Source organism: Qipengyuania sp. SS22 (genome assembly GCF_025736935.1).
GTDB lineage: Bacteria > Pseudomonadota > Alphaproteobacteria > Sphingomonadales > Sphingomonadaceae > Qipengyuania.
Genome location: NZ_CP107048.1, coordinates 1072064 through 1096465, shown reverse-complemented (window position 1 = coordinate 1096465; position 24402 = coordinate 1072064). Strand labels below are relative to the sequence as shown.

The 24402-nt window shown below is 65.1% G+C and carries 23 protein-coding genes; 18 read left to right on the top strand and 5 right to left on the bottom strand.

Translation table 11 applies throughout. From position 1 onward, the window contains the following. The first annotated feature begins 4 nt into the window (after positions 1 to 4). The 4 genes from sdhD (at position 5) to N6L26_RS05320 (ending at position 5018) form a co-directional block, all read left to right on the top strand. Positions 5 to 391, top strand: a complete 387-nt coding sequence (gene sdhD / locus N6L26_RS05335; RefSeq protein WP_263607010.1) for a succinate dehydrogenase, hydrophobic membrane anchor protein — start codon at positions 5 to 7, stop codon at positions 389 to 391. Then, the gene (sdhA, locus tag N6L26_RS05330) at positions 391 to 2334 is read left to right on the top strand and encodes a succinate dehydrogenase flavoprotein subunit (protein WP_263607009.1); all 1944 of its coding nucleotides are present in this window, start codon (positions 391 to 393) and stop codon (positions 2332 to 2334) included. The genes sdhD and sdhA overlap by 1 nt, the downstream gene beginning before the upstream one ends. Continuing rightward, positions 2334 to 3641, top strand: a complete 1308-nt coding sequence (locus N6L26_RS05325) for a M20/M25/M40 family metallo-hydrolase (protein ID WP_263607008.1) — start codon at positions 2334 to 2336, stop codon at positions 3639 to 3641. The genes sdhA and N6L26_RS05325 overlap by 1 nt, the downstream gene beginning before the upstream one ends. A 108-nt stretch (positions 3642 to 3749) precedes the next feature. Continuing rightward, positions 3750 to 5018: an adenylate/guanylate cyclase domain-containing protein gene (locus tag N6L26_RS05320; protein WP_263607007.1), complete on the top strand. Its 1269-nt coding sequence runs from the start codon at positions 3750 to 3752 to the stop codon at positions 5016 to 5018. A 15-nt stretch (positions 5019 to 5033) separates the two neighbouring features. Here the strand turns inward: N6L26_RS05320 and N6L26_RS05315 are convergent, their stop codons facing one another. Further along, on the bottom strand, positions 5034 to 5684 hold the full coding sequence (locus N6L26_RS05315) for a peptidylprolyl isomerase (protein WP_263607006.1): 651 nt from the start codon (positions 5682 to 5684) through the stop codon (positions 5034 to 5036). 147 nt (positions 5685 to 5831) lie between these two features. On the opposite strand from N6L26_RS05315, the gene N6L26_RS05310 reads away from it, so the two are divergent. Next, a complete protein-coding gene (locus tag N6L26_RS05310; RefSeq protein ID WP_263607005.1) occupies positions 5832 to 6221 on the top strand; it encodes a BlaI/MecI/CopY family transcriptional regulator in 390 nt (129 codons plus the stop codon). Then, complete coding sequence (locus N6L26_RS05305) at positions 6218 to 7963, top strand: M56 family metallopeptidase (RefSeq protein WP_263607004.1); 1746 nt, start codon at positions 6218 to 6220, stop codon at positions 7961 to 7963. Before N6L26_RS05310 ends, N6L26_RS05305 begins: the two co-directional genes overlap by 4 nt. Positions 7964 to 8050: 87 nt before the next feature. Here N6L26_RS05305 and N6L26_RS05300 read toward each other — a convergent pair whose 3' ends face one another. Beyond that, a complete protein-coding gene (locus N6L26_RS05300) occupies positions 8051 to 8914 on the bottom strand; it encodes a neutral zinc metallopeptidase (protein WP_263607003.1) in 864 nt (287 codons plus the stop codon). Positions 8915 to 9003: 89 nt separating this feature from the next. Here N6L26_RS05300 and N6L26_RS05295 point away from each other — a divergent pair, with 89 nt between their 5' ends. The 5 genes from N6L26_RS05295 to N6L26_RS05275 all read left to right on the top strand — a co-directional run bounded on the left by N6L26_RS05295 (position 9004) and on the right by N6L26_RS05275 (position 13521). Next, on the top strand, positions 9004 to 9771 hold the full coding sequence (locus tag N6L26_RS05295) for a 3-hydroxybutyrate dehydrogenase (protein WP_263607002.1): 768 nt from the start codon (positions 9004 to 9006) through the stop codon (positions 9769 to 9771). Between the two features lie 6 nt (positions 9772 to 9777). Then, positions 9778 to 10116: a hypothetical protein gene (locus N6L26_RS05290; RefSeq protein WP_263607001.1), complete on the top strand. Its 339-nt coding sequence runs from the start codon at positions 9778 to 9780 to the stop codon at positions 10114 to 10116. Positions 10117 to 10214: 98 nt separating this feature from the next. Beyond that, positions 10215 to 11717: an IMP dehydrogenase gene (guaB, locus tag N6L26_RS05285; protein ID WP_263607000.1), complete on the top strand. Its 1503-nt coding sequence runs from the start codon at positions 10215 to 10217 to the stop codon at positions 11715 to 11717. 3 nt (positions 11718 to 11720) lie between these two features. Beyond that, entirely contained in the window at positions 11721 to 12911 is a 1191-nt protein-coding gene (locus N6L26_RS05280; protein ID WP_263606999.1) for an RsmB/NOP family class I SAM-dependent RNA methyltransferase, read from the top strand. Between the two features lie 103 nt (positions 12912 to 13014). Next, positions 13015 to 13521: a tetratricopeptide repeat protein gene (locus N6L26_RS05275; RefSeq protein WP_263606998.1), complete on the top strand. Its 507-nt coding sequence runs from the start codon at positions 13015 to 13017 to the stop codon at positions 13519 to 13521. A 41-nt stretch (positions 13522 to 13562) separates the two neighbouring features. Here N6L26_RS05275 and N6L26_RS05270 read toward each other — a convergent pair whose 3' ends face one another. Next, positions 13563 to 14030, bottom strand: coding sequence for an RNA pyrophosphohydrolase (locus N6L26_RS05270; protein WP_263607257.1), 468 nt, complete (start codon positions 14028 to 14030; stop codon positions 13563 to 13565). A 5-nt stretch (positions 14031 to 14035) separates the two neighbouring features. After that, the gene (locus tag N6L26_RS05265) at positions 14036 to 15001 is read right to left on the bottom strand and encodes an alpha/beta hydrolase (RefSeq protein WP_263606997.1); all 966 of its coding nucleotides are present in this window, start codon (positions 14999 to 15001) and stop codon (positions 14036 to 14038) included. A gap of 160 nt (positions 15002 to 15161) precedes the next feature. Here N6L26_RS05265 and N6L26_RS05260 point away from each other — a divergent pair, with 160 nt between their 5' ends. The 7 genes from N6L26_RS05260 (at position 15162) to N6L26_RS05230 (ending at position 23985) form a co-directional block, all read left to right on the top strand. Continuing rightward, positions 15162 to 17165 carry a 2-oxoacid:acceptor oxidoreductase subunit alpha gene (locus N6L26_RS05260; protein ID WP_263606996.1) on the top strand — a complete coding sequence of 668 codons (2004 nt, stop codon included), beginning with the start codon at positions 15162 to 15164 and terminating at the stop codon, positions 17163 to 17165. Further along, positions 17162 to 18196, top strand: a complete 1035-nt coding sequence (locus N6L26_RS05255) for a 2-oxoacid:ferredoxin oxidoreductase subunit beta (RefSeq protein ID WP_263606995.1) — start codon at positions 17162 to 17164, stop codon at positions 18194 to 18196. The genes N6L26_RS05260 and N6L26_RS05255 overlap by 4 nt, the downstream gene beginning before the upstream one ends. A gap of 103 nt (positions 18197 to 18299) precedes the next feature. Next, a complete protein-coding gene (locus N6L26_RS05250) occupies positions 18300 to 18914 on the top strand; it encodes a hypothetical protein (protein ID WP_263606994.1) in 615 nt (204 codons plus the stop codon). 84 nt (positions 18915 to 18998) lie between these two features. Next, positions 18999 to 19991 (top strand): metal-dependent hydrolase, encoded by a 993-nt coding sequence (locus N6L26_RS05245; RefSeq protein ID WP_263606993.1) that lies wholly within the window; start codon positions 18999 to 19001, stop codon positions 19989 to 19991. Between the two features lie 111 nt (positions 19992 to 20102). Continuing rightward, a complete protein-coding gene (locus N6L26_RS05240; protein WP_263607256.1) occupies positions 20103 to 21497 on the top strand; it encodes a cryptochrome/photolyase family protein in 1395 nt (464 codons plus the stop codon). A gap of 38 nt (positions 21498 to 21535) precedes the next feature. Beyond that, positions 21536 to 22783, top strand: coding sequence for an SAM-dependent methyltransferase (locus tag N6L26_RS05235; RefSeq protein ID WP_263606992.1), 1248 nt, complete (start codon positions 21536 to 21538; stop codon positions 22781 to 22783). Beyond that, positions 22783 to 23985, top strand: coding sequence for a serine hydrolase domain-containing protein (locus N6L26_RS05230; RefSeq protein ID WP_263606991.1), 1203 nt, complete (start codon positions 22783 to 22785; stop codon positions 23983 to 23985). Before N6L26_RS05235 ends, N6L26_RS05230 begins: the two co-directional genes overlap by 1 nt. A 63-nt stretch (positions 23986 to 24048) precedes the next feature. Here N6L26_RS05230 and N6L26_RS05225 read toward each other — a convergent pair whose 3' ends face one another. Next, positions 24049 to 24399, bottom strand: a complete 351-nt coding sequence (locus N6L26_RS05225; protein ID WP_263606990.1) for a PilZ domain-containing protein — start codon at positions 24397 to 24399, stop codon at positions 24049 to 24051. Positions 24400 to 24402: the final 3 nt, after the last annotated feature.

The window sequence follows — 24402 nt, the reverse complement described above, 5'->3', positions numbered from 1 at the left end:
ACCCATGGGTAACGGAACCTCGATCGGACGCGTACGCGGGCTCGGCTCGGCGCATGAAGGCGCGCATCACTGGCTGCTGCAGCGCTTCACCGCCATCGGCAATCTGGTGCTGATGCTGTTCCTTGCGGTCAGCCTCGCGCTGCTGCCTGACTATTCCTACGGCACGGTCGCCGGCTGGGCCGCGCAAACGGTGCCCGCCACTGCGCTGGCGCTGCTGATCATCTCGGTCTTCTGGCACGCACGGCTTGGCCTGCAGGTGCTGATCGAGGATTATGTCCATACTCCCGGAAACAAGTTCGCCTGTATCGCTGCGCTCAACCTCGCGGCGATCGGCGGCGGTGTCTTCGGTCTCGTTTCGATTGCGCGCATCGCGCTTGGAGGAATTTCCTGATGACTAGTGGTGCGAACAATGGCGCGCCGCCGCACGGTGGGCGCGACGATACCAATACGGGCAATGTGGACAGTTCCAACCAATCGCCCAACACCGCGCCGGCCACGCCCGGTTCGGCCCCGGGCACCACCCGCCAGAGCGGCGCTGCCGCCTATCCGATCATCGACCACACCTATGACGTGATCGTCGTTGGCGCCGGCGGTTCGGGCCTGCGCGCCACGATGGGCGCTGCCGAAAGCGGGCTCAAGACCGCCAATATCACCAAGGTTTTCCCGACGCGTTCACACACCGTCGCGGCGCAGGGCGGCATCGCCGCCAGCCTCGGCAACAACACGCCCGACCACTGGCAGTGGCACATGTACGATACGGTCAAAGGGTCCGACTGGCTCGGCGACCAGGACGCGATCGAATATCTGGTGCGCGAAGCACCGCAGGCGGTTTACGAGCTGGAGCACGCCGGCGTGCCGTTCAGCCGCAATGACGACGGCACGATCTACCAGCGTCCCTTCGGCGGCCACATGCAGAACATGGGTGAAGGCCCGCCGGTGCAGCGCACCTGCGCCGCGGCCGACCGTACCGGTCACGCCATGCTCCACGCGCTCTACCAGCAGAGCCTGAAGTACGATGCGGACTTCTTCATCGAATATTTCGCGCTCGACCTGATCATGAAGGACGGCGTCTGCGTCGGTGTCATGGCCATGTGCCTCGACGACGGCACGATCCACCGCTTCCGTTCGAAGGCGGTGGTGCTGGCGACCGGCGGCTATGGCCGCTGCTATTACACCGCGACCAGCGCGCATACCTGCACCGGCGACGGCGGCGGCATGGTGCTGCGCGCCGGACTGCCGCTGCAGGACATGGAATTCGTCCAGTTCCACCCGACCGGCATCTACGGTGCGGGCGTGCTTATCACCGAAGGCGCGCGCGGCGAGGGTGGTTACCTCACCAATTCCGAAGGCGAGCGGTTCATGGAACGCTATGCACCTTCCGCGAAGGACCTCGCGAGCCGCGACGTCGTCAGCCGCTCGATGGCGCTGGAAATGCGCGAAGGCCGCGGTGTGGGCCCCGAAAAGGACCACATCTACCTCCATCTCGATCATATCGATCCGACCGTGCTGGGCCAGCGCCTGCCGGGGATCACCGAAAGCGGCAAGATCTTCGCCGGGGTCGATCTGACCCGCGAACCGCTGCCGGTGACGCCGACGGTGCATTACAACATGGGCGGCATCCCCTGTAACTATCACGGCGAAGTGATGGCCGGCGACAAGAGCGATCCCGAAAAGATCGTCCCCGGCCTGTTCGCGGTGGGCGAGGCGGCCTGCGTCTCGGTCCACGGCGCCAACCGGCTTGGCTCGAACTCGCTGATCGACCTCGTGGTGTTCGGCCGCGCGACCGGCCACCGTCTCAAGGAACTGATCAAGCCGGGCACCAGCCATGACGAGCTGCCCGCCGACAGCGCCGAACTGTCGCTCGGCCGGCTCGACCACTTCCGCTACGCCGATGGCGGCACGCCTACGGCTGAGCTGCGCGCGGACATGCAGAAGACGATGACGCGCCACGCGGCGGTGTTCCGCGACAGCAAGCTGATGGCCGAAGGCGTCGAAAACCTGAAGCAGATCAACAAGCGGATGGAGGACGTGAAGGTCTTCGACCGCTCGCTGATCTGGAACAGCGATCTGATCGAGACGCTCGAGCTCGACAATCTGATGGCGCAGGCCAATGTCACCATGGCTTCGGCCGAGAACCGCAAGGAAAGCCGCGGCGCGCATGCGCATGAGGATTTCCCCGATCGCAACGACGCCGAATGGATGAAGCACACCATCGCCTGGTTCGACGGCTGGGGCGGCAATGGCGGCGGCGTGAAGATCGATTACCGCCCGGTTCACGAATATACGCTGACCGACGACGCGAAGTACATCGAGCCGAAGAAGCGGGTTTACTGATGCGGACGGGGGCGCTCGGCTTCGTCGTGGGTTTCGCGGCGCTGCTTGCCGCCCCCGTCTCCGCGCAACTCAGCCATGCAGAAGAGGTCATGGTCGAAACCGTCGCGGACGGGTTCGAGGATGATGTCGCGCTGCTCGAGCGGATCACGCTCATCAATTCGGGTTCGCACAACCATGCTGGGGTCGAGGCGGTCGCCGAGCTGCTGGCGCCCGAGTTCGCGGCGCTGGGCTTCGACGTCGAGTGGATCGACCAGTCGGCGCAGGGGCGCGCAGGCCATCTGTTCGCGCGTCACGAAGGCGCGCCGGGCACCACGAAGATGCTGCTGATCGGGCATCTCGACACGGTGTTCGAATCCGATTCGGCTTTCACCGGCTTCGTGCGCGAGGGCGACCGCGCGGTTGGGCCGGGCGTGGTCGACGACAAGGGCGGCATCGTGGTGATCCTCGCCGCGCTGCGCGCCATGCAGGTGGCGGGCACGCTCGAGGGCGCGAACATCGTCGTCGCGCTGACGGGCGACGAGGAAGATGCGGGTGAACCGCTGGAGGCCGCGCGCCGGGACCTGGTCGAAGCGGGCAGATGGGCCGATGTCGCGCTTGGCTATGAAGGGCTTTCGGTGCTGGACGGCAAGGACGCGGGCGTGATCGCGCGGCGTTCGTCGGGCAGCTGGACGCTGACCACGCGCGCGGGCAGCGGGCACAGCTCGGGCATATTCTCCGACCATGCGGGCTATGGCGCGATCTATGAAATAGTGCGCATCCTCGATGCTTTCCGGCGCGAACTGCCCGAGGAAAACCTCACCTACAACGTCGGCTTCATGGGGGGCGGAACCCCGGCCGAGCTGGGCGAAGACGACCTCTCCGCGACTACGAGCGGCAAGACCAACATCATCCCCTCGCATGCGGTGGCCCGCGGCGATCTGCGCGCGCTGACACCCGAACAGAACGAGGCGACCGCCGAACGGATGCGCGCCATCGTCGCGCAGCACCTGCCGGGTACCGAGGCGACCATCGCGATCGAGTTCCGCTATCCGCCGATGGCGCCGACCGCGGGCAATGCCGCGCTGCTCGACCGGCTCAACGCGATCAACGCCGACCTGGGGCACGATGCGATGCAGCCCTATCCACCGGCGCGCCGCGGGGCAGCCGATATCAGCTTCGTTGCTCCCTATGTCGACGGGCTGGCCGGGATGGGGCCCGCGGGCAGCGGCAGCCACGCCGAAGGCGAAACGATCAACTTGCGCTCGATCGTGCGGCAGGCGCAGCGCTCGGCCATCCTGATGAGCCGGCTGGCGCGCGAAACCCGCTGATACTGGCGCGGCGCCCGGTCGCGCGGGGCACCTGCCTGCGCCGGCCGCTGGTCTTGCCGCGCGGCATTGGGTAGGTTCGCCGGTGCATGGGGCATTGGGGGGCAGTCGATGCTGGGCCGTTTCGAGGATCCAAACACTGAGCGCGCCTATGTCGAGGGCGAGCGGTTGGCGCGCATTCCCGGTACGCGCTTCCTTGCCGGGATCGGCATTGTCACGCTGCTGTCCTATATCGGGTTCAATCCGCTGCATTTCCCGCGCGAGGGGGTGATCGCCTACAATCTCGCGGCGGGCGTTTTCATCGCCGCGCTGGTCGGGATTATCGCGCTCACCTTTACGCGGTTCTATGTCGAGCGGGGATGGGTCGATATGCTCATCTTCACCGCGCTGGGTGTGGCGATGATCATGCTGATCGACGCGCTGGGCGACCAGGCCGCGATCACCGGCATTTCGCGCTTCGGAATGGCGATCATCAACCTGGGCATCCTGATGGTCTTCGCCAGCGTCGGCTTCGTCGCCACCACCCGCTATTACCTTGCCTGGGCCGGTCTCGTGCTGGTGATCTATCTCGCCGTCCTGGTGCAGGCCGATCGCGGGATCGTGAACAAGGTCTATACCTTCACCAATTTCACCACCTTCTTCACTTTCGCCACCTTCGTGAACTGGGACATCGACCGCCGCGCGCGCAAGACCTTCGCCGCAGGGCAGGCGCTCGAACTCGAACGCCGCAAGACTGAGGAACTGCTGTTCAACGTCCTTCCGCCCGAAGTCGCCGCACGGCTGCGCGAAGGGCAGGCGGTGGCCGATTCCTTCTCCGACGTGTCGGTGATCTTCATCGATATCGTCGGCTTCTCCAAGCTGGCGCGCAGGCTGTCGCCCGGCATGCTGGTCAAGGTGGTCAACGAGGTGTTCTCGATCGCCGACGACTGCGCCGACCGCACCGGGGTGGAGAAGGTCAAGACCATCGGTGATGCCTATCTGGCGGTATCCGGCGGGCAGGCCTCGGGCGATCGCGGCGCCGGCGAGGCCATCGCCTTCGCGTGCGATATCATCCGCAGCATCCGCGCCTTTGCGCAGCAAGCCGATCTCGATGTGCAGGTCCGCGTCGGCATCCACACCGGTCCGGTGGTCGGCGGTGTGGTCGGCAGCCGCCGCTATGCCTATGATTACTGGGGCGATACGATGAATGTCGCCAGCCGGGTCGAAGGCATTGCCGAACCCGGCGGTATCGCGGTGAGCGAATCCACCTATCTGTCGGCACGCAACGTGATGCCCTTTTCAAGCGCGGAATTGCACACGCTGAAAGGGGTGGGGGAGGTCAAGATCTTCCGCATCGACCGGACCGCCGTGTGCGGTGAAGGCGACGAGCCGACGGCCTAGCCGCCGCGTATCCCGTCAGTCCGCGTCGGCAGGCGCATCTACCCGGCGCATATCGACGATCTCGACCGGGTCGGCCAGCAACTGTCCCTTCATCCAGCCTTCGCCCTTGTCGGGATCGGGCGGCAGCGCGTGGATTGCGTGGACCACGTCCATCCCCGCGACGACATGGCCAAACACCGCGAACCCCGCCTGCAGGCTCGGGTCGGACGATGCCGGGGTCGCATCGAGCCCCGTCTGGTCCTTGATCATGATCGAGAAATCGCCCGTCGCGCTGCCCGGATCGTAACGCGCCATCGACAGCGCACCATCGGTATGGCTGAGGCCGGTGACGGTAGTCGGTTCATGCGCGATGGGGTCCAGCACGCGGCCCGGGTCCATCTGCGTCCCGCCCTGCAGCAGGCCATTGGGCGGTTCGCCCCAATCGAGATGCATCGCGCGGTAGAAGAACGTGCCGTCGAAGCGTTCTTCGTCGACATAGCGCAGGAAATTGCCCGCGGTGATCGGCGCGCGCTCGGTCTCGATTTCCACCGCGATTTCGCCCATGCTGGTCTCGATCACCACCAGCTGGGTGGCGAAGCTTTCCGCTTGGGGTAGCGAGTCGTCCTGCGCGGCGAGCGGCGTGACAAAAAGGGTGAGCGGGGCCAGCGCGGCCAGAATCCGTGTCATTGATCCAGAGTGATATGTTGTTGGTCGAGAAGCAAGGACCTTTCCCGCGCATTCATCCACGCTTCAGGTTTACAATCGTAGTCGCTGTGGCTACAGACGTAATCGAAGAATTACGCGTGCAGGTCAGATGACGATCAGGAGGTGGGAATGAGCAAGCGCAAGGACGCCCCGGGCGAACGGATCAGCGAAGCCGAGCACGCCGTCATGGAAGTGCTGTGGGACCGCAACCCGATCTCCGCTGCCGAGGTGTGCGAGGCAATCTGCGCCCGGCGCGACTGGTCGATCCCGACCGTCAAGACGCTGCTCAGCCGTCTCGTCCAGAAGCAGGTGGTCAGCACCGAGCCCCAGGGTCGCAAATTCCTTTATCGCCCACTGATCGAGCGGTCCGAGTATGTCGGCGGTGAAAGCCGCCGCCTGGTCAACCGCCTGTTCGGCGGCCGCGCCGCCCCGCTCTTCGCCCAACTGGCCGAGAGCGAGGCGCTCACCGACGACGATCTCGTCGAAATCGAAGCGCTCTTGAGGGAGATGCGCAAATGACCGAGCTAATCCGCGAATATTGGAGCCTGTTTCTGCTCGATACGCTGGTGTGGACCGGCGCGCTGATCGGCGTTGCGCTGCTGCTGCGCCGCCCGGTGGCGAAATATCTCGGCGCGGGCGCGGCTTATGCGCTGTGGTTCCTGCCGCTTATCCGGCTGCTCTTCCCGCCGGTGACACTGCCCGCATGGATGCGTCCCGACCTTTCGGGTAGCGACGCCGCGAGCGAGGTGATGGCCGCCGATCTGGCGTTTGCGCCTGCTGCCGAAAATGGGTTCTCCTATAGCGAGTTCGTCTCCCCCGCCGGGACTGCGCCGCTCGACACGCCGATCGACCTCCTTACCCCGCTGGTGATCCTGTGGCTGGTCGGTGCAGCGATCTTCATGGGTCGCCGGTTCTGGCTCTATGGCGAGCTGCGCCACGAATTGCTCGAGGATGCGCGCCCCGTCGGCGAGGTCGGCCATATCCGCCTGATCGAAACCACCGCGATCTCGGGCCCGATGGCCTTCGGCGTGTTCGACAAGGTCGTCGCCTTGCCCGATGGCTTCATGGCCAGCCGCGAACGCCAGGTGCGTGACCTCGCGATTGCGCATGAGCTCGCGCATCACCGCGGCCACGATATCCTCGTCAATGTGCTGGTCCAGCCGCTGTTCGCGATCCACTGGTTCAACCCGCTGGGCTGGATGGGTTGGTCGGCCATGCGCCGCGACCAGGAAGCCGCCTGCGATGCGCGCGTGGTGGCCAGCCGCAGCCGCGAAGAGCGCGCCGCCTATGCCGCGATTATCGCCGATTTCGCCCGCCGTCCGCAGATTGCGCCGCGGCCCGCGCTGGCGGCGCCGATGGCCTGCCCCGTGCTCGGCGACAAATCGATCATCCACCGTTTGCGCAGCCTGCCGATGACCGACGATTCGCGTCGCCGCCGCTTTGCCGTGCGCGGCGCGGTGGTCGCTGCCGTGTTCACGCTGCCGATGACGGCCAGCATCGGGTATGCGGAGGTGATTTCTGCGTCGCCCGAAGAGTCCTTTGCCCTGCAAACGCCGGTCGCGCCGCCGCCGCCGTTCGCTCCGGTAGCGCCCGAGGCTCCCGAAAGCGTGATCGAATTCGTCGCCATCGAGCAAGGCTTCGAACGCGCCGAACGCCAGCGTGAACTGGCAGCAGAGAAGCGCGAGCTGGCTGCCGAGAAACGCGAGGAGGCCGCGGAGAAGTACGAGAAAGCTGCGGAGAAGCGCGAAAAGGCAGCCGAAAAGCGTAAACACGCCGACAAGCTACGCGCCAAGCAGGTCGCCAGTTACACTGCGGATCGCCAGCAATGGGTAGAGGGGCGCATCGAGCATGCGCGCGGTCGCCAGGAATGGGCGGTGCAAACGATCGCGTCGGTCGAGAACCGCGTTGCGCACGCCGAGGCCACATCGCGCCGGATGGAGGCGCATGTCGAGGTGGGAGGCGAGTGGGGCAAGAAGCTGGACGAGGAAATTCCTCGGTCGGTTGCGGTCTCGATCGATCACGGCCCCAAGGTGATCGAAAGCTGCCGGTATCCCGATGTCCCCGCCAAGAAGGTGAAGAGCAACGGCGAGGTGTTCCTCTACGTTTGCCATACCGCCGGTGACCGGATCGCGCTGAAGTCGCTGGCTAAGACACGCGACAAGATCGCCGGCAACACAAGCCTGCCGGACGAGGTCCGCCGCGATATGCTGGAGGATCTCGACGCGGAAATCCGCGAATTGAAGCGCTCGCTGCGCGGCTAATTGCCCTGCGAACCACCACATGAAAAAGGGCGTGGCCGATAAAGCCGCGCCCTTTTGCTTTGCGTCATCCGCTATCGCCAAACGGCCTCAGCCGATATTGGTGATCCGGTCGCAGGCGCGATCATCGCCCTGCAGCCCCAGCCGCAAGGCATCGCTGCGCTGCTGCGACGTGCCGTGGGTGAAGTTCTCCGAGGACACGCGCCCGCCGGTCAGCCGGTCGTCGCCGATCGCGGCGGCGGCCTGCATGCCTTCCTCGATATCGCCCGGCTCGATCAGATTGCGGTTCTTGCCCGCCCAGACCCCGGCATAGCAATCGGCCTGCAATTCCATCAGCACCTGCAGCTGGTTCGCACGGCTCGGGTTCTGCTGCTGCGCGCTGCGGATCTGCGAGGAGATCCCGGTGATCGTCTGGATGTGATGGCCATATTCATGCGCGAGCACATAATAGCGCGCGAAATCGCCGCCCGCGCCAAGCTGGCGTTCGAGCGTGTCGTAGAAGCTGGTGTCGATATAGATCGTCTGGTCGGCGGGGCAGTAGAACGGCCCGGCGGCGCTGGTCGCGCTGCCGCAGCCCTGCGTGGCTACCTGGCCATTGCGAAACAGGTCGAGCGTGGGCTGGCGGAACTGGTCACCATACCCCTGCGCCTCGAAGGTGCCCGCCCAGGTCTGGTTGAGCGATTGCAACCCGTTGCACGCTTCGCGCGCATATTCGCTGCTGGTGCAGATTTCCTGTTCGTTGGTGTTAGCGGGGCCCGCCTGCTGCTGCCCCTGCTGGACGCCTTCGACCATGCCTGCGGTCTGCATCGGGTCGAGTCCGAAGACGAAATAGCCCACTGCGGCGATCACGATCGTGCCGCAGCCGATCCCGCCCGCCTTGCCGCCGGGAACGCCGCCGCCGCCACCGCTCGATCGTACGTTGATATTGCCGGTATTGAACGGATTGAGCCGCATGCGCTCCCCCTTGTGCCTGACCGCTTTACAGCGCTTGGTATGTGCGCAATGGCCGAAATCGACCATTCCCACAACGTCCGGAGAGCCAAATGTTTCACACCGAATTCCTCAAGGGCAAGCGCGCGCTGGTGACCGGATCGACCAGCGGCATCGGCCTTGCCATTGCGCGCGCGCTGGCGGGCGCGGGGGCGCAGGTGGTCCTCAACGGCTTTGGCGATGCGGGTGAAATCGCCGGCTTATGCGAGGAACTGGGCGCGACGCACAGCGGCGCGGATCTGACCGATGTCGCGCAGATCGAGGCGATGATGGCCGAGGCGGGCGAGATCGACGTGCTCGTCAACAATGCCGGGATGCAGCATGTCGCGCCGGTCGAGGATTTCCCGGTGGAGAAATGGGACACGATCATCGCGCTCAACCTGACCGCTGCCTTCCACACCACGCGGCTTGCCGCGCCCGATATGAAGCGCAAGGGCTGGGGCCGCATCATCAACACCGCCAGCGCGCATTCGAAGGTCGCGAGCCCGTTCAAGTCGGCTTATAATTCGGCCAAGCACGGGCTCGACGGCTTTACCAAGACCGTGGCGCTCGAACTCGCCGAGTTCGGAGTGACTGCCAATTGCATCAGCCCGGGCTATGTCTGGACCCCGCTGGTCGAAAACCAGATCCCCGACACGATGGCGGCGCGCGGGATGACCCGCGAGCAGGTCATCAACGATGTGCTGCTGGTGAAGCAGGCGACCAAGAAATTCGTCCAGCCCGATGAAATCGGCGCGCTGGCCGTGTTTCTCTGCCGCGACGAGGCGCAGAATGTGAACGGTGCCAACTGGAGCGTCGATGGCGGCTGGACCGCGGAGTAGGCGCGCGTGTCGGGCGTGCTGGTCCCGTTTCTCGTCGCTGCGGCCGCGAGCCTCGTCGTCAGCGTGGGGTTAGCCATTGCGGTATTGCGCGAACCCGGTCTGACGCTGAAACCCCTGTGGGCGGTCCTTGCCTTTGTCGGCGTCGGCGGGGCGGCGTGGGTCCCGCAAGCGCCGGAGCAGCTTTACTGGTTCCTCGGCGTGGCGGTCCCGACCGTGTCGTTCAGGGCAGCGGCGGGCAGCTGGGAACCGGACGTGATGCGCGCCTTGTTTCCGCTCGGCGCGTTCGTAGGGTTGGGGCGGATATACCTCCATCGCAATCGGCGGCGGTCGGGGCATCGGACATAGGACCGTGGGCTGTCCGTAAGGGATATTCGGCCCCCGCGAACGGGTCAGGCGGCAAAGTGCGGTTATGGGCACTAGCTAGTTTCCCCATCCGTCGTTACATGGGCCGCCACTTTCTCCCCCGGCAGGCGATTCTCCACGTGGCACATTTCGACATTCCCCTTGGTCTTACTTTCGACGACGTTCTCCTGCGTCCGGCCGAGAGCGACATCCTGCCGTCGATGGCCCGGACCGCCAGTCGGCTGACACGCGACATCGGGCTCAGCATCCCGGTGGTTTCCAGCGCGATGGACACCGTCACCGAAGCGGACATGGCGATCGCCATGGCGCAGCTTGGCGGGATCGGCGTGCTGCACCGCAATCTCGACGTCGACGAACAGGTCGCCGCGGTGCGTGCGGTCAAGCGCTATGAAAGCGGCATGGTGGTCAATCCGATCACCATCCACCCCGACGCCACGCTGGGCGAGGCGCAGGACATCATGTCCGTCAACCGCATCAGCGGCATTCCGGTGACCGATCGCGACGGCAAGCTGGTCGGTATCCTGACCAATCGCGATGTCCGCTTTGCCGAGAACCCGCGCCAGCCCATTGGCGAACTGATGACGACCGAGAACCTCGCCACCGTGCCGCTCGGCACCGGGCAGGAAGAAGCGCGCCGGCTGCTCCACCAGCGGCGGATCGAAAAGCTGCTGGTGGTCGATGACGCCGGTCGTTGCGTCGGGCTGATCACGGTCAAGGATATCGAGAAGGCGGTCGCCTATCCCGATGCCACCAAGGACCCCACCGGACGCCTGCGCGTCGCTGCCGCGACCACGGTCGGCGACAAGGGCTTCGAGCGGACGCAGGCGCTGATCGATGCCGAGGTCGATGTGGTGGTGATCGATACCGCGCATGGCCACAATATGGATGTCGCGCGGGCGGTCGAACGGGTGAAGAAGCTGTCGAACAACGTCCAGGTAATCGCGGGCAATGTCGCCACTGCCGAAGCGACCAAGGCGCTCGCGGGCGCTGGCGCCGATGCGGTCAAGGTCGGGATCGGCCCGGGCTCGATCTGCACCACGCGCGTGGTTGCGGGTGTGGGCGTACCGCAGCTGACGGCGGTGATGGACAGCGCCGAGGCGGCCGAGGAGTATGGCATTCCCGTCATCGCCGATGGCGGCCTGCGCACCAGCGGCGATGCCGCCAAGGCGCTGGCTGCGGGCGCGAGCACGGTGATGATCGGCTCGATGCTGGCAGGCACCGAGGAAGCGCCGGGCGAAACCTTCATCTATCAGGGCCGCAGCTACAAGGCCTATCGCGGCATGGGCAGCGTCAGCGCGATGGCGCGCGGCAGCGCCGACCGCTACTTCCAGGCCGATATCAGCCAGCAGAAACTGGTCCCCGAGGGGATCGAGGGACAGGTGCCCTACAAGGGCCCGGCCAGCGCGGTGGTTCACCAGCTGGTTGGCGGGATCAAGGCGGCGATGGGTTACACCGGCAGCGCCACGATCGACGACCTGCGCAAGCGCGCGCAATTCGTGCGCATCACCAATGCCGGCCTCGCCGAAAGCCATGTCCACGACGTGTCGATCACGCGCGAAGCGCCGAACTATCCGACGCGCTAGGCCATGACGCCTGCCGCCCGGGTCCAGACTGCGATCGAACTGCTCGACCGGATCGTCGAGGCTGCGCGCGCGAAAGCCGCGCCTGCCGACCGCATCCTCGCCGAGTGGTTCCGCAACAACCGCTTTGCCGGGTCGAAGGACCGGCGCGCGATCCGCGAACTGGTCTATTCCGCCATCCGCGCCTGCGGTCCGGTGCCGGCAAGCGGGCGCGCCGCGATGCTGCGGCTGGGCGAGACCGATCCCGCAATTGCCCCACTGTTCGATGGCTCGAACTATGGTGCCCAACCGATTGCCGAGGGTGAGCCGGTGGCCGAGGGCGGCGTCGCGCCAGCTTGGCTGATTGCGCGACTGGCCGCATCGGGTGTCGAAGGCGCTGAGGCAGAGGCCTTGCTCGACCGCGCCCCGCTCGACCTGCGCGTCAACACGCTCAAGGCCGAGCGCGCCACGGTGACGCTGCCCGAGCCGTCCGAACCCACCGCTGCCCCGCACGGGCTGCGGCTCGCCACGGGCACACCGGTCGAACAATGGCCGGCTTTCCGTGCCGGCGAGATCGAAGTGCAGGATACCGGCTCGCAGCTCGCCTGCCTCGCGGTTGGCGCGCAACCGGGGGAAACCGTGGTCGATTTGTGTGCGGGCGGGGGCGGCAAGACGCTCGCGCTGGCCGCGGCGATGGACAACCAGGGGCGGCTGGTCGCCTCCGACACCGATCGCAACCGCCTCTCGCGGCTGGCGCCGCGCGCCGAACGTGCGGGCGCGGCGAATATCGCCACTATCCTGCTCAACCCGCAGCGCGAGATGGAGGCGCTGGCCGAATTCGCTGGTGAGGCCGATGCGGTGCTGGTCGATGCGCCCTGTTCGGGCACCGGCACCTGGCGCCGCAATCCCGAAGCGCGCTGGCGGCTCGACGAGCAGGAACTGTCCCGGTTAACCACGCTGCAGGCCTATCTGCTCGATGTGGCGGCGCAACTGGTCAAGCCCGGCGGGCGGATCATCTATGTCACCTGTTCGCTGCTCGACGAGGAAGGCGCGGGGCAGTTCGACGCTCTGCTCGCGCGGCATCCCGCGCTGCAGCCACGCGCGCTGGCGCTGCCACTGGGGCGTCCGCGCGGGCAGGGCATCCGCCTGTCGCCGGGACCCGATTCCACCGACGGTTTCTTCATCGCCTGTGCAGCGCGGGTTCAGACCGCGGAGTGAAGGTGGGGATTATCACGCTTGGGCCTGAACACTTCCCGTGTTAGCCATAAGCATTATGGCTGACCCGCCACATATTCGACGGACGACCCCGCTGGAGACGATTATGCGTTTTGCCCCCGCCGCCGCTGCCCTTTCGCTGGCGCTTGCCGTGACATCGAGCGTTGGCTGGGCCGGGGATGACGCACCGACGCCGCGTGCGGCGGTGCTGATTGCCGAGGGTGAAGCGGCGCTGGCGCAGGGCGATACGCAGGGCGCGATCGACGCTTACGAGGCCGCGCTGGCAGTCGATCCGGGGCACACGCCGATCTTCCTGCGGCTCGCCGAAGCCGCCCGCGCCGACCGCCTGCAGGGCAAGGCGATCCGCTATTACCGCGAAGCGCTGACGCGCGAGCCGCGCAATCTGGCCGCGATCGCGGGCGAGGGCGAAGCGCTGGTCGAGAAGGGCGCGATCGAAAAGGCGCGCGGCAGCCTGGCCAGGCTGGAGTCCCTGTGCGGCCAGACCTGCGCCGAAACGCAGCAGCTCAACGCCCGGATCGCCGCCGGACCCCCGGCGCGCGTACAGACCGCCGAAGCGGTGCTGCCCGATGCTGCGGCGCCGCAATCGAACTGAGATAGTCAGGATTCCCCTGAAGAAGAGGGGCTAACTCCATCTCAGACCAGCTCGCGAAACGCGTCCACTACGGCGCGGTAGACGCGTTTCTTGAAGGGCACGATCAGGTCGGGCAGCTGCTCCGCCTCGACCCATTTCCAGTCGCAGAATTCGGGCGGATCATGCGCTTCGAGGTCGATGTCGGCATCCGCGCCGGCAAACCGCGCCAGATACCACACCTGTTCCTGCCCGCGGTACTTGCCGCCCCATAGCTTGCCGATCAGCTCTTCGGGAAGGTCGTAACGGATCGGCTCGTCCATCGCCTTGAGAATGGTCACGTGCTCGGGACGAACCCCGGTTTCCTCGCCCAGCTCGCGTAGCGCGGCATCACGCAGGTCTTCGCCTTCGTCGACGCCGCCCTGCGGCATCTGCCACCAATCGCCTTCCTTGTTGTCGATCCGGCGCCCGACGAACACCTTGCCGTCACCGTTAACCAGCATCACACCCACACACGGGCGGTATCCCAGCATTTCGCTCACCTGTATCGCTCCACCATCAGTTTCGTCGCGTCGAGGAACGCTTCGAGGTCCCTCTGGCCGCTCGGTATCGCTTTTCTCAGCGTGGTAAACCCGTGAATGATCCCGGGAAACTCGAGATAGACCACTTCCGTGCCGAGTTGCACCAGATGTGCGGCGTATTCCCGGCCGGAATCGCGCAAGGGATCGAGACCCGCGGTGCACACGACGGTCGGCGGGGTGTTCGTGCAATCGCCGACCATCGGCGTGTGGCGCGGATCGCCCGCATCGCCGCCATATTGATCGTTGAACCAGGCCATCGCCGCGCCGGTCAGCAGGAAGCCTTCGGTGAACATCGCGAAGCTGCTGTGCTGCGAGGTGTCGCTGGCCACCGGATAGATCGGTGCCTGCACGATCACCGGTACGTCGGCGGGTTCGTTCATCAGCTGGTTGGTGGTGACAATGGTCAGATTGCCGCCCGCGCTGTCGCCGGTGATGACCAGCCCGGTGATCGTCCGCTCAAGCTCGGCGGGGGATGCGGCGAGCCAGCGCGCGACGGCCTCGCAATCGTCGGGTGCGGCGGGGAAGGGGTGTTCGGGCGCGAGACGGTAGTCGACCGAGATTACCGGCAAGTCGAGATGGTGCGAAATTTCGGTGCACAGCGCGTTGTAGACTTCGAGATCGCCGATCACGAAACCGCCGCCGTGGATGAATATTACGCAGGGGCCCGGCTCGCGCTCGGCCTTGACGTCGTAGAATCGCAGCGGGATCGGACCCGCAGGGCCGGGGCACGTCAGATCGCGCTGTACCGCCATCGTCCGCGGCTCGGACTCGGCCACGGTGCCCATCGCGCGCATCTGCTGGCGGGCCTCTTCGGCGCCGACCTCCTCTACTCCCTTACCGCCCATCGCTTCGAGCATGTCGAGGAACCCGCGTACATCGTCGCGGACATAATGTTCGGTATCGGCCATTGCGTTCTCTCTCATTTGCGTTTCTTTTTGGGACTTAGCGTGTTCGCAGCGCTTTTCCATGCCGCTTTTTTGGCCTAGCAGAGAAACTTCATTGCGAGAGGATGAGGCGCGCCCTAGGTGGCGCTTCCCATTGGAAACGGCGCCGCAAGCGATGGCGCAGACAAGGAATATCCGGATGGCAACAGCCGCCACCGCCCCGCAGGACGGCCTCCCCGCAACCCCCGAAAGCGTTGTCGTGCGCTTTGCCGGCGACTCCGGCGATGGCATGCAGCTGACGGGCGGGCAGTTCACCCTGTCGACCGCGCTGGCCGGCAATGACCTGGCCACGTTCCCCGATTTCCCCGCCGAAATCCGCGCGCCGCAGGGCACGCTGTTCGGCGTTTCGGCGTTCCAGATCAATTTCGGCAGCCGCGAAATCAATACTGCGGGCGATGCGCCCGATGTGCTGGTGGCGATGAACCCGGCGGCGCTCAAGACCAATATCGCGGCGCTCAAGCCCGGCGGGCTGGTGATTGCCGACACCGGCGCGTTCACCAAGCGCAACCTCGACAAGGCGCATTACGAGGCCAATCCGCTCGAGGATGACAGCCTCGCGAAATACGATTTGCTCGCCTTCGACATCAGCGAAAAGACGATCGAGGCGGTCAAGCCCTACGGCCTGGGCAACAAGGACGCGCTGCGGTCCAAGAACATGTGGACGCTGGGTCTGGCGCTGTGGATGTTCGACCGTCCGCGCGAACCGATCCACGACTGGCTCAAGGCCAAGTTCAAATCCAAGCCCGAAATCGCCGATGCCAATATTGCCGCGCTCGATGCGGGCCATGCCTATGGCGAAACCGCCGAGCTCGCGGGGCCGCTCAAGCAGGTTCATATCGATCCGGTGCCCAGCGCGCCGGGGCTTTACCGCACCGTCACCGGCGCCGAAGCGGTCAGTCTTGGCCTCGTGGCAGGCGCGCAGCTGGCCAGCCTGCCGATGTTTTTCGGCGGTTATCCGATCACGCCCGCCAGTGCGATCCTGCACCATCTCGCGCGGCTCAAGGAATTCGACGTCACCACCTTTCAGGCGGAAGACGAAATTGCCGCAATCTGCGCCGCGATCGGCGCCAGCTACGCGGGCAGCCTCGGGATCACCAGCTCGTCGGGTCCGGGCATTGCGCTCAAGGGCGAGGCAATGGGTCTCGCGATCATGACCGAACTGCCGCTGGTGATCGTCAATTCGCAGCGCGGCGGCCCGTCGACCGGCCTGCCGACCAAGACCGAACAGAGCGATCTGTACCAGGCGGTCTATGGCCGCAACGGCGATGCGCCGATGCCGGTGATTGCCGCCAGCAGCCCGGGCGATGCCTTCGAGGTGGCGATCGAGGCCTGCCGCATCGCGGTGCAATACATGACGCCGGTCATGCTGCTCACCGACGGGTATATCGCCAATGCCGCCGAGCCTTGGAAAGTGCCCGATCCGGCCACGTTCGAACCGTTCCCGGCGCAGTTTCTGACCGAAAAGAACGCGGTCGATGACGCGGGGGCCGACACCTTCCTGCCCTACAAGCGCGACGACAAGGGTGCACGGCCCTGGGTCAAGCCCGGCACGCCCGGCCTGATGCACCGCATCGGCGGGATCGAAAAGCACGAGCTGAGCGGGAATATCGACTATTCGCCCGACAACCACCAGCGCATGACCGACCTGCGCAAGGGCAAGATCGACGGAATCGCCATCCCCGACCAGGAAGTGTGCCTCGGGAACAGTTCGGGCAAGCTCGCAGTCGTCGGCTGGGGCAGCACCTTCGGCCCGATCCACCGCGCGGTCGACAATGCGCGCCGCCAGGGGCTGGACGTGAGCCACATCCATGTGCGCCATATCTGGCCGCTGCCGAAGAACCTCGGGGACCTGCTGCGCGGGTTCGAGCATGTGCTGGTGCCCGAAATGAACACCGGCCAGTTCAAGACCGTGCTGCGCGACCAGTTCCTCGTCGATGCGACGCCGCTGACCAAGACCAGCGGCCAGCCGTTCCAGATCGCCGAACTGGAAGAGGCGATCGGCAAGTATTTCGACGGCGTCGAAGGCAATGAGGGCGGCGAAGTGCCGGTCAATGACGACCAGCTACCGCATCTGAAATCCGGACATGACGACGGGTCGTTGAAGAACCAGTCGTCACCGCAATCGCAGGAGCTCGGCTCGTGAACGCACCCGTTAAGATCGAAACCACGCTCAAGGACTGGGAAACCGACCAGGAGGTTCGCTGGTGCCCGGGTTGCGGCGACTATGCGATTCTCAAGGCGGTGCAGCGCACGCTGCCGCAGCTGGGCGCGGACCCGGCGAACACCGTGTTCATTTCGGGCATCGGCTGTTCGAGCCGCTTCCCCTATTACGTCGAGAGCTACGGCTTCCACACGATCCATGGTCGTGCGCCCGCGTTCGCCACGGGTGCGAAGCTGGCCAATCCCGATCTCGATATCTGGCTGGTGACCGGCGATGGTGACGGATTGTCGATTGGCGGCAACCACTTGATGCATGTTCTTCGCCGGAATGTGAACATGCAGATCATGCTGTTCAACAACGAGATTTACGGTCTCACGAAGGGCCAGGCCTCGCCGACCAGCCGCGAAGGCACGAAGTCGCCCTCGACCCCGATCGGCAGCTACGACCATCCCGCACGTCCTGCCGCGTTCGCGCTGGGCGCGGGCGCGCGCTTCGTCGGCCGCGGTTTCGACGTGTCGAAGCACCTGCCCGATGTGCTCAAGGCCGCGCATGCCCACCAGGGCGCCGCCTTTATCGAGATCTTCCAGAACTGCATCGTCTACAACAAGGACGTGTTCCACGATTTCGCCGCGCCCAAGGGCGCCGAAGACCAGCAGCTGTGGCTCGAAAACGGCAAGCCGATGCTGTTCGCGAAGGATGCGAAGGGCATCGCGCTCGACCGCGACAAGCTCGAACTCAAGGTGGTCGATGTCGTCGATGGCGATTGGGAAGCCGCGGGGGTGATCGTCCACGATGTCACCAACCGCTCGATCGCGCATATGCTGGTCGAAATGCCCTTCGGCCCGTTCCCGATGGCGCTGGGCGTGCTCTATGACGATCCGCGCCCGACCTTCGAAGCCGCCGCGATGGCCGAAAAGGCCGCCGCGAGCCAGGGCAAGGAAGCCAACCTCGCCAAGTTGCTCGGCAAGGGCCAGACCTGGACCGTCGACGGCACCGCGCAGGATCCTGTCTGACGCGCTGACAGCATTTGGCAGTTTTTCGGACCGATCGCGGTTCGGCTCCGTTGGTTGGACATATCCCTGCCGCTGCAGGGTCCGTTCAACCAATGGAGAAGACATGAATATTTCGATCAAGACGACCGCACTGTCCACGCTTGCGCTGGCGCTTGTCGCCTGCGGCGACGACGTGGCCGAGGACCCGGTAGTCGGCAGCGAAATGGCCGATACTGAAACCGCCATGGTGGACGAATACGATCCCATGACGCGCGATTACATGCTGGGCGACGATGCGCAGACGCGCCGCGATGCGTTCGATTCCGACGCGTTCCGCAGCGAATATCGCACCTATCGCGACGAGGTGGTAAACGAGCAGGTCGAGCAGGCCGATGCTACCGACACTTCGCAGGACATGAGCGATGACGAACGCGAGGAAATGGAGGCCGCGTCGCAGGAACGCGATGGCGAAACCAACATGCGCCTGCGCCAGAACATGACCTGGGGCTATCTCGACCGGAACGACGACGACCAGCTCTCGGTTGCCGAATATGCGATCTGGGCGATCCCGCTCAATCCGCAGCATGAGGCGATGAACGATCAGGGCGAGCCAGAGCTCAAGGCGGACACGATCAACAAGGCCGCCGACAGCTTCTTCTATTACGATAACGACGGCGACACCTATCTCGACCGCCGTGAATTCACCGCAGCGCGCCGCGGCGAAACCTTCGATTCCTGATCGAGGCTGAACCGATGAACCGAGGGCGGCGGGGCAACCTGCCGCCCTTTCCTTTTGGGCGCGGCGGGCTAACACTCGCGCGCGATGGACAATCTCACGCACAGCCTCGTCGGGGCGTTGATCGGGCAGGCGGGGCTCAAACGGAAGACCGGGCTGGCCATGCCCGCGCTGATCATCGGCGCGAACCTGCCCGATGTCGATGCGGCCTGCTTCTTCTGGCTCGACGGGGTCGAACATCTCGGCTTCCGCCGCGGCATCAAGCATGGACCGATCGCCTGGGTGCTGCTGCCGCTGGTGCTGGCGGGGCTGCTCTACGGTTTCGACCGCTGGCAGGCCGGGCGCGGCAAGCGCCCGGCGGACAGGCTCCCGGTCAGTTTCAAATGGCTCTATCTGCTGAGCTTCATCGCCTGCCTGACCCACCCCGCGCTCGACTGGCTCAACGTCTACGGCATTCGCCTGCTCGAACCATTCTCCTCAAGGTGGTTCTACGGCGACACGCTGTTCATCATCGACATCTGGCTATGGGCGCTGCTTGGTTTCGCGACCTGGTTCTCGCTCCGCCGCGAGAAGCGGGGCAGGGAGTGGCGAAGGCCTGCGCGCGTGGCGATTGCGGTGGCGCTGGCGTATGTTGGGATGAATGGAGCGATCACAGCAGCAGCGGAGCGGGATGGCGATGAGCATCTCGATGTTGCGGATCTCATAGCGTCACCTGTTCCTTTAGCTTTCTGGGAGAGAGAACTGATTTGGCATGCGGCGGATGCAGACCCCGAAAACGCAAGACCGGTTTGGGGAAACTGGAGGTTTCCGGAGGGAGTCGCCAGTGGCCTTAGTTCGAGCGACAAAATTGTGTTTATCGAGCATGGAGGAACGCCTGCGATGACTGCGGAAGAGATCGCCACGAAGAATAGTGCCATGGCGGCGTTTCTGTTCTGGTCGAGAGCTCCGTTCGTCGAATGTGACGACAGCGGCCAGGTCCTCCTGCGCGATGCGCGCTTTTACGATCCGCGCGCGCGTGACCGCTTTTCGGTAGCGCTACCCGACGTGCGTTGCGAACCGGTTCCTTTATCGTCACCCTGAACTTGTTTCAGGGTCCATCATTCCTCCCGCTCGACCTGAGTTGGCCGAAGGATGGATGCTGAAACAAGTTCAGCATGACGGGGTTGGTATCAGGCAATCGGGAGAAGATTTATCGCGAAACCACAAATCGTCTGGCTGCGCCGCGACTTGCGGCTCGCCGACCAGCCCGCTTTGCACGCGGCGGCGCAAGCCGGGCCCGTTATTCCTGTCTATATCCTCGACGATGCGCGCGCTGGCGACCACGCCTATGGCGGCGCATCTAAGGTCTGGCTGCACCACTCGCTCGAGAGCCTTGGCAAATCGCTTGGCGCGCGTCGATCGCGCGTCGTGCTGCGCGAGGGCGACGCCCCGCAGGTGCTTGCCGCGCTAGCCGACGAGGTCGGGGCTACCTGCATCCACGCGATGCGGCATTACGAGCCGTGGTGGAAAGAAGCCGAGGACGAATTGCGCGACGCGCTGGGTGAAGGCTGTAAGCTGTGCCTCTACGATGGCAATTACCTGCTCCCGCCGGGCAGCGTGACGACCAATTCGGGCGATCCCTACAAGATCTACACGCCGTTTTCGAAATCGATGCTCGAGGTCATGCCGCCGCGTGATCCGCTGCCCGAACCCGAGACGATCCATTCGCCCGACAGCTGGCCCGGCAGCGACGATCTGGCCAATTGGAATCTGCTTCCCACCAGGCCCGATTGGGCCGGCGGCATCCGCGATTTCTGGGAGTTCGGCGAAGGTGCCGCGCACGACCGGCTCGACTGGTGGGCGGACCAGATCGCCGACTATGACGAAGGGCGCAATCTGCCCTCGGACGATATCACCTCGCGCCTGTCGCCGCATTTGCAATGGGGCGAGATCAGCCCTGCGCAGGTGTGGCATGCATTGAAGGACAAGCGCTCCACCGGATGGCAGACCTTCGCCAAGGAAGTGATCTGGCGCGATTATGCGCAGAACATCATCGACCAGTTTCCCGACTATCCGCGCGACAGCTATCGCGACTACGACGAACGCACGCTGTGGCGGAACCCCAAGGCGGGGCATCTGATCGAGCAAGACCTCGAATGCTGGCAGCGCGGCATGACGGGCTATCCGGTGGTCGATGCGGGCATGCGCCAGCTGTGGCGGACCGGGTGGATGCACAACCGCGTGCGGATGATCTGCGCCAGCTTCCTCGTGAAGCATTTGCTGATCGACTGGCGCTATGGCGAGCAATGGTATTGGGACTGCCTGGTCGATGCCGATTACGGCAATAACGGCGTCAACTGGCAGTGGATTTCGGGCACCGGCGTCGACAGCAATATGTTCAGCCGGATCATGGCGCCGCTGACGCAGAGCGCAAAGTTCTCCGCCGCCGATTACATCCGCGAATATGTGCCCGAACTGGCCGATATGGATGACGATTGCATCCACGACCCACCCGATGACCGGCGCGGCGGCTATCCGGTCAAGATGATCGGTCACCGGGAAGCGCGCGAGCGCGCGCTGGAGGCGTACCGGTCGGCAAAAGGCTAGCTTGCGTCCGCCGCCGCGCCGCGCAATAGCAGCGCGCGATGGATATGCCGACCACCCCCCGTGCGCACGACCTTATCGCCGGATCGCAACGCTTTGCGCGCCAACCCGGCTGGTTCGCGCGGTTGGTGGCACCCGGTTTCGAGAGGATCCTCGGCCGCATCGATGCCGCGCTGACATCGGGGACCATTCACGGTGTCCTGCCCGACGGCAGCCGCCGCACGCTGGGCGGACACGCGCCGGGGTTCGAATGCGAAGTCGAGCTGCGCAGCTGGACCGCGCTGATCCGGCTGGCGAGCAATGGCTCGGTCGGCTGGTACCAGGCTTGGGAGGCGGGCGAATGGTGGAGCCCCGATCCGGTGCCACTGTTCGCGCTGTTCATGCAGCACGCCGCCCGGCTGGGCGATACCGCGCGTGCCAAGGGCCCGTTCCGCCACGCGCTCAAGCTGGCGCACCTGGTCAATCGCAACACCCATGAAGGCGCGCAGAAGAACATCAGTGCGCATTACGACCTCGGCAATGATTTCTACGAGGCATGGCTCGATCCGACGATGAGCTATTCCTCGGCGCTGGAGTGTGGCGAGGACGGCCTCGAAGCGGCGCAGCGGCGCAAATGGGACGCATTGGCAGCGCGTATCGGTGCGGCGCCCGAGGTGCTCGAAATCGGTTGCGGCTGGGGCGGGCTGGCGGGCTTCCTTGCCGCGCGGGGGTCCAATGTCACGGCAATCAGCCTGTCCGACGAACAACTCGCCTGGGCACGCGCGCGACACGCCGTCGGGGTCGATTTCCGCAAGCAGGATTATCGCGATTGCGGGGGCCAGTTCGATGCCATCGTCAGCGTCGAGATGGTCGAAGCCTTGGGGCGCGAATACTGGCCGACTTTCATGGACTGCATTGCGCGCAATCTGAAGCCGGGCGGGCGCGCCGCAATCCAGTATATCGCGATGCGCGACGATCTGTTCGACGCCTATGCGAAGAGCGCCGATTTCATCCAGGCTTATATCTTCCCCGGCGGGCTGCTGATCCGCACGAGCGAATTTCGCCAGCTGGCGGAGGAGCGCGGCCTTGCCTGGCGGGACCAGCACGATTTCGGGGGCGACTATGCCGCGACGCTTGAGGATTGGCGGCACAGTTTCGATGCGGCGGTCGCCGCCGGGGCGCTGCCCAAAGATTTCGACGAACAGTTCTGCGATTTGTGGCGCTATTACCTGATGTATTGCGAAGGCGGATTCCGCGGTGGCGGGATCGACGTCCACCAGGTTACGCTGGTGAAAGAGGGAGAGATTTGATGCGTGGATTATTGATTTCGACGGCGGCACTGGCGCTGGCCGGTTGCGCGACGGCTTACGACACCGTTGCAACCGCACCCCCGGCGCTGCCCGCTGTAACCCAGTCGATGCCCGCGCAAATGGCGAGCCTGGATCCGGGCGATTCGATCCTGTTCTGGGACGACGCACGCCGGTCGGCCGCCTTCCGCGATATGGAATCGGCCTTCCCCGGGCTCGAAGTGGCGCCGGCCAATACGGTCCGCACGCTGCCGCGACAGGAGGATCGCCTCCCCGCCGCGCTGCAGGCCGATATCCGCGCCTATATGGCCCAAACGCAGGCGGCTGGTTTGATGGTGCTCAAGGACGGCGCGATCGTATTCGAGGATTACGGTCTGGATTTCGGCCCGACCGGACGCTGGACCAGCTTCTCGGTTGCCAAGAGTTTCACTTCGACCCTGCTTGGCGCCGCGATTGCGGATGGCGCAATCGCCAGCGTCGATACACCGGTCACCAACATCATCCCCGCGCTGGCGGGCACTGCCTATGAGGGGGTAAGCGTCGGCCAGATCGCCACGATGACTTCGGGCGTGGCGTGGAACGAGGATTACACCGACCCTGACAGCGACGTCGCGCGGATGCTTGGCGTCGCCCCGGTCGCGGGCGAATCGCAGGCAGTGACCTATGCCCGCACGCTGACGCGCGAAGCGCCCGCGGGCGAGAAGTGGGTCTACAAGACGCTTGAGACCAATCTGCTCGGCCTGATCGTCGAACAGGCGACCGGCCAGTCGCTCGCTGCCTATGCGGCCGAGAAGATCGTCGAGCCCGCCGGGTTCGAGGGCGGCCTGTTCTGGATGCAGGACCTGACCGGCGGCAATATCGGGGGCTGCTGCCTTTCGCTGCGGCTGTCGGACTATGCGCGCATGGGCCAGTTCGCGCTTGAGGGCGGGGAGGGCGTGGTGCCCGAAGGCTGGTTCGCCACAGCCGGTTCACCGCTGGTGGACTTCGCGCCCGAGGCACCCGGCTTCGGCTATGGCTACCAATGGTGGACCTATCCCGGCGACATGTATGGCGCGCAGGGAATTTTCGGTCAGGCGATCACGATCATCCCGGAAGAGGAACTGGTCGTGGCGGTGGTGAGCAATTGGTCGACCGCGACCAGCAGCGCACACCGCGACGGGTTCCGTACGCTGGTGGGCAGGCTGGTCGAAACGCTGGAGGACTAGCGGCAAGCAAGGTGGCGGTGGCCGGTCAGCGGTACACCGCCATCTACCCGCCACTACCGTCGATCAATAAGGGCGGTAGGCGGCGCCTTCGCTGGTGTAGCGGGCGAGAATGTTGTCATGGACGATCGAGCCCAGCAATTCGCTGAATGCGCAGCCGACCATCGAGTTTTCCCACCACACGACCTGTGCCTGCAGCGATTCGAGCCCGGGCAGGGTGAGCCAGCATAGCTGGCCTTCGTGCATGCGGTTGAGCGCGGCGGCGGAAAATCCCGACATCGACAGGTCGTGGATCACGGTCTGGAAGGCGCGGCCGCCACTGGCGCGCAACTGGCCGGGAATGGCCAGCTTGGCGCGCGGTGCGCAGCGGTCCTCCTGCGCGACCAGCGTGTATGGATCTTGCGAATGTCGGATCATGAT

What these genes read in the sequence shown, in the direction of transcription:
- N6L26_RS05245 (WP_263606993.1), top strand. Translation starts at nt 18,999, where the DNA reads ATGGACAATCTCACGCACAGCCTCGTCGGGGCGTTGATCGGGCAGGCG.
- N6L26_RS05275 (WP_263606998.1), top strand. Translation starts at nt 13,015, where the DNA reads ATGCGTTTTGCCCCCGCCGCCGCTGCCCTTTCGCTGGCGCTTGCCGTG.
- N6L26_RS05305 (WP_263607004.1), top strand. Translation starts at nt 6,218, where the DNA reads ATGACCGAGCTAATCCGCGAATATTGGAGCCTGTTTCTGCTCGATACG.
- N6L26_RS05300 (WP_263607003.1), bottom strand. Translation starts at nt 8,914, where the DNA reads ATGCGGCTCAATCCGTTCAATACCGGCAATATCAACGTACGATCGAGC.
- N6L26_RS05315 (WP_263607006.1), bottom strand. Translation starts at nt 5,684, where the DNA reads ATGACACGGATTCTGGCCGCGCTGGCCCCGCTCACCCTTTTTGTCACG.
- N6L26_RS05270 (WP_263607257.1), bottom strand. Translation starts at nt 14,030, where the DNA reads ATGCTGGGATACCGCCCGTGTGTGGGTGTGATGCTGGTTAACGGTGAC.
- N6L26_RS05320 (WP_263607007.1), top strand. Translation starts at nt 3,750, where the DNA reads ATGCTGGGCCGTTTCGAGGATCCAAACACTGAGCGCGCCTATGTCGAG.
- N6L26_RS05310 (WP_263607005.1), top strand. Translation starts at nt 5,832, where the DNA reads ATGAGCAAGCGCAAGGACGCCCCGGGCGAACGGATCAGCGAAGCCGAG.
- N6L26_RS05280 (WP_263606999.1), top strand. Translation starts at nt 11,721, where the DNA reads ATGACGCCTGCCGCCCGGGTCCAGACTGCGATCGAACTGCTCGACCGG.
- N6L26_RS05265 (WP_263606997.1), bottom strand. Translation starts at nt 15,001, where the DNA reads ATGAGAGAGAACGCAATGGCCGATACCGAACATTATGTCCGCGACGAT.
- N6L26_RS05235 (WP_263606992.1), top strand. Translation starts at nt 21,536, where the DNA reads ATGGATATGCCGACCACCCCCCGTGCGCACGACCTTATCGCCGGATCG.
- sdhA (WP_263607009.1), top strand. Translation starts at nt 391, where the DNA reads ATGACTAGTGGTGCGAACAATGGCGCGCCGCCGCACGGTGGGCGCGAC.
- N6L26_RS05295 (WP_263607002.1), top strand. Translation starts at nt 9,004, where the DNA reads ATGTTTCACACCGAATTCCTCAAGGGCAAGCGCGCGCTGGTGACCGGA.
- sdhD (WP_263607010.1), top strand. Translation starts at nt 5, where the DNA reads ATGGGTAACGGAACCTCGATCGGACGCGTACGCGGGCTCGGCTCGGCG.
- N6L26_RS05250 (WP_263606994.1), top strand. Translation starts at nt 18,300, where the DNA reads ATGAATATTTCGATCAAGACGACCGCACTGTCCACGCTTGCGCTGGCG.
- N6L26_RS05230 (WP_263606991.1), top strand. Translation starts at nt 22,783, where the DNA reads ATGCGTGGATTATTGATTTCGACGGCGGCACTGGCGCTGGCCGGTTGC.
- N6L26_RS05260 (WP_263606996.1), top strand. Translation starts at nt 15,162, where the DNA reads ATGGCAACAGCCGCCACCGCCCCGCAGGACGGCCTCCCCGCAACCCCC.
- N6L26_RS05225 (WP_263606990.1), bottom strand. Translation starts at nt 24,399, where the DNA reads ATGATCCGACATTCGCAAGATCCATACACGCTGGTCGCGCAGGAGGAC.
- N6L26_RS05325 (WP_263607008.1), top strand. Translation starts at nt 2,334, where the DNA reads ATGCGGACGGGGGCGCTCGGCTTCGTCGTGGGTTTCGCGGCGCTGCTT.
- guaB (WP_263607000.1), top strand. Translation starts at nt 10,215, where the DNA reads ATGGGCCGCCACTTTCTCCCCCGGCAGGCGATTCTCCACGTGGCACAT.